Source organism: Kitasatospora sp. NPDC007106 (assembly GCF_040634455.1).
In the GTDB taxonomy this organism is placed as follows: domain Bacteria; phylum Actinomycetota; class Actinomycetes; order Streptomycetales; family Streptomycetaceae; genus Kitasatospora; species Kitasatospora arboriphila.
In genome coordinates this window covers 1-3,754 of sequence record NZ_JBEYFP010000595.1, presented here as the reverse complement: position 1 = coordinate 3,754, position 3,754 = coordinate 1, and the positions used below count along the sequence as shown (strand labels likewise).

The window sequence follows — 3,754 nt, the reverse complement described above, 5'->3', positions numbered from 1 at the left end:
GGCGTCGAACTCGACGGACCGGGCCGCGGCATAGGTCCGCTGCACGGCGAGGTCGTCCGCCAGCGGCGCCCCGGTGGGTGCGATGATCAACGGCATCAGCCCGGCGTCGCGTGCGGCTTCCCGCAGCTGCCGCACCACGCCCACGTCGCTGGTGGTGGCGGTGAGGATGCCGAGCACCCGGCCGGTGGCCGGCCACCGCTGCCCGACCTGGGACAGGGCAGGGCTCGGCGCCACCTCGACCTGGGCGCCGGCCGGCGCCTGGGGAGCAGGCAGGCCGAGCCCCTGGGCGACCTCGCGGCAGAGCACCTCGTCGACCCTGGCCAGGACGGTCAGGACCCGCTCCTTGATGGCCTGCTCGTAGACCTTGGACAGTTCGAAGGTGTAGGCGGCGATGACGTGTTCGCGCTCGACGGGGCTCAGGCTGAGCCAGAACAGGCGCGGCTGGCTGAAGTGGTCGGCGAACGTCGCGGGCGCCTCGCGGACCTTGGCCGCGGCGGCGATCGGAACCGGGTGTTCGATGAAGGCGTGCTCGCCCGGCCCGGCGAAGAACGGGCAGCCGCCGTCCAGCGAGTTCGGCTTGTAGGGGGCGACGCCGGAGTGCACGGCGTCCTGGTGGAAGCCGTCGCGCAGCATGTCGTTGACGGGGGCGTGGGGGCGGTTGATCGGGATCTGCGCGAAGTTCGGGCCGCCGAGCCGGGTGATCTGCGTGTCAAGGTAGGAGAACAGCCGGCCGGCGAGCAGCGCGTCGTCGGTGACGTCGATGCCCGGGACGAGATGGCCGGGGTGGAAGGCGACCTGTTCGGTCTCGGCGAAGAAGTTCGTCGGGTTGGCGTTCAGGGTGAGCACGCCGATCGGCTGAACCGGGGCGAGCTCCTCGGGGACGATCTTCGTGGGGTCGAGCAGGTCGATGCCTGCGAACGTCTGCTCCGGGGTGTCGGGGAAGGTCTGGATGCCGAGCTCCCACTCGGGGAAGCTGCCGGCCTCGATGGCGTCCGCGAGGTCGCGGCGGTGGAAGTCCGGGTCCATGCCCGCGATCAGCTGTGCCTCCTCCCAGACCAGGGAGTGCACGCCGGCCTTCGGCTTCCAGTGGAACTTCACCAGCGTGCTTGCGCCCTCCGCGTTGACGAGGCGGAACGTGTGGACGCCGAAGCCCTCCATCATGCGGTAGGAGCGGGGAATCCCCCGGTCGGACATGTTCCACAACGTGTGGTGGGTGGCCTCGGTGTGCAGGGACACGAAGTCCCAGAACGTGTCATGGGCGGACTGCGCCTGCGGGATCTCCCGATCGGGGTGCGGCTTGGCGGCGTGGACGACGTCGGGGAACTTGATCGCGTCCTGGATGAAGAACACCGGGATGTTGTTGCCGACCAGGTCGAACACGCCCTCGCCGGTGTAGAACTTCGTGGCGAAGCCGCGGGTGTCCCGGACCGTGTCGGCGGAGCCGCGCGAGCCGAGAACGGTGGAGAACCGGACGAACACCGGCGTCTCGGCCCCTTCTTGGAGGAAGGCGGCCTTGCTGACGCCGGTGGCGGTGCCGTAGCCGCGGAACACGCCGTGGGCGGCCGCGCCCCGGGCGTGTACGACACGCTCGGGGATCCGCTCGTGGTCGAAGTGCATGATCTTCTCGCGCAGGTGGTGGTCCTGCAGCAGCACCGGACCGCGCGGGCCGGCCTTCAGCGAGTGGTCCGAGTCCGGCAGCCGAACGCCCTGGGCGGTCGTCAGGTAGCCGCCGTTCTGCGAGGCCGCGTCCGCGGGCGCGCCGGTGTCCCGTCCGGCGGCGGACAGCGGGGCGGGCGCCAACTGATCCGGCTTCGGGGGCAACGGCGCCCTCGGTTCGGTGGGCTCCGCCACCTGCGGCGGCTCGGTGCTCGGCGCGCCGGGCATCCGCGGTCGCTGGCCGGACGGAATGCCTTCCGCGGCCTCCACCACTCTGTCCACGATCTTCTTCATCGGTCCGGGCTCCGCCACGTCGTCCTCCTCGGGGGCTCCTCTAACCCATGCCGGGTAACCCCGGATCCCCGCCGCCAAACGACTCGCCGCGCAAACGAGTGGTCCGGAGCCCCGCACCCGAGCGCGCACCATGGCGTCTCCTGCCCGCCCCGGCCCGCAGGTGAGCTCCGGCGCAGGTGCCGGTGTCTGCGAGCGCCCGGTAGGGCCGGGCCGACTACACCTTGCCCTCGTGGATGTCGCGGCGCACCACCGTGGCTCCGGGCTCGGACCCGGATGTCGCGGCCCGGTGCCGGTGCCGGCCCTTGCCACGCCGTGCGGCCGGGTGGCCGACGCTGGTGGTGCCGTCCCGGGTCAAGCCGCAACGGTGAGGTCGGCCCGACCGAACAGCAGCGCGTAGCCGCGGGGCAGCCGGGCGAGCAGTCGGTCGGTCAGCTCCTCGCCCGCCACGTCGGTGAGGGCGGCCAGGACGGCGGAGGTGTCCCAGCGGGCACAGGCGAGACTGGTGTGCAGGGCGCGGGCGACGGCCTCGACGAAGGCCGGGGCGGTGGCCGGTTCGGGCAGCGGGATCTGCGAGGCGAGGACGGCTCGGTCCCGCTCCGGAAGGAGGGCGGCGAGGTCGCAGCGCTCCTCACCGGCGAGCTGGGAGCCGAGGACGGCCAGGACGGTGTCGAGGACGCGCTGGGCTTCCTCGTCGTCGCTGTAGCGGCCGAGGGTACGGACCTGCTGGAGGAGGAGGCGGTGCCGGGTCATGGGCGGTGGCCTTCCGGGAGTGGGTGCCTGCGAGCGGTGGGCGGCGGGCACTCGGCTTGTTCAGGGGCGTTGGCCGGGCTGGGGGCGGCCGAAGAGGATGTCGTAGCCGGGCGGCAGTTGCAGCAGGACGCGTTCGGTGAGGTCGTCGCCGGCGGCGTCGGCCGCGGTGCTCAGGACGGCGCCGATGTCCCACAGCGCGGTGGTCTCGGTGGCGCCGTCGATCCAGGCGGCCGTGGCGCGCACGAAGCGGTCCGGGTCGAGCGGTTCGGCGGCCTGCAGCGGGTTGAGCAGGATCAGGGCGAGGGTCTCGGGCAGGCGGGCGGCCAGCTCTGCGCGCACGTCACCGACCAGGTGCGCGCCGAGCAGGGCCAGCACGACACGCGCCGCCCGCTCGGCGTCGTCGGTGGTGTCGTATTCACCGCGCTCCCGGACGCGGTCCAGGAACGCTTCCCATCGAAGAGTCACCATGGGTCTCTCCTCGTTGCGTGCAAGCGGCCGTACCGACGGCGGGTCTGTGTTCCACGGCGAAGTAGCCGTCGAGGCCGGTGAGACGGAGCAGCCCGACCACGCACGGCCCGGCTCCCCGCAGGACGAGTCGGCGACCTTGTCGGCCGGCCGGGTCGCGGGCCGCCACGAGCGCGCCCAGGGCTGCGCAGTCGATGAACGTAGCCTCCGAGAGGTCGAGCACGACGTCCCGATCGGCCTGCAGTGTCCGCGCCGGGATGCGGCGCTACTGCGGGGCGGTGGCATCGTCGATGTCGTCCTTCACCGTCACAACGGCGGCGCGGTCGAGCTGGGCGTGTCCCACCTCTACGGCCCGCCCTGAGCCCACCGGTGCGGCCGGGTGTGGGCCGTGGGTGCCGGTGCCCCGCGTCGGCGGGGGGAGAGACCTTGCGGGACACCGGCGTCCGGGGCGGTTCGGGTGGGTCAGGCCTGGATCTGCTTGCGGCCGCCGCCGTGGCTGATCGCGATCTTCCGCGGCTTGGCCTTCTCCGCGACCGGGATCTTCAGCGTCAGCACGCCGGCGTCGTAGTCGGCGCTGATCCCGGCGGGG

General features: G+C 72.7%; 4 protein-coding genes and 1 pseudogene. All 5 read right to left on the bottom strand.

The annotated features are described in order from the left end of the window. The coding region (locus tag ABZ641_RS29060) for a catalase (RefSeq protein WP_359986475.1) at positions 1-1,968 on the bottom strand (1,968 nt) is incomplete at its 3' end. A 333-nt stretch (positions 1,969-2,301) separates the two neighbouring features. Then, entirely contained in the window at positions 2,302-2,700 is a 399-nt protein-coding gene (locus ABZ641_RS29055) for a DUF2267 domain-containing protein (protein WP_359986472.1), read from the bottom strand. A 60-nt stretch (positions 2,701-2,760) separates the two neighbouring features. Continuing rightward, complete coding sequence (locus ABZ641_RS29050; protein ID WP_344624895.1) at positions 2,761-3,165, bottom strand: DUF2267 domain-containing protein; 405 nt, start codon at positions 3,163-3,165, stop codon at positions 2,761-2,763. Continuing rightward, positions 3,116-3,388: an STAS domain-containing protein gene (locus tag ABZ641_RS29045; protein WP_359986469.1), complete on the bottom strand. Its 273-nt coding sequence runs from the start codon at positions 3,386-3,388 to the stop codon at positions 3,116-3,118. The genes ABZ641_RS29050 and ABZ641_RS29045 overlap by 50 nt, the downstream gene beginning before the upstream one ends. A gap of 239 nt (positions 3,389-3,627) precedes the next feature. Then, a pseudogene (locus ABZ641_RS29040) lies at positions 3,628-3,754 on the bottom strand (Hsp20/alpha crystallin family protein); the annotation flags it as partial.

Bases quoted from the DNA above. Each gene is read 5' to 3' on its own strand.
- ABZ641_RS29055 (WP_359986472.1), bottom strand. From the start codon at position 2,700: ATGACCCGGCACCGCCTCCTCCTCCAGCAGGTCCGTACCCTCGGCCGC.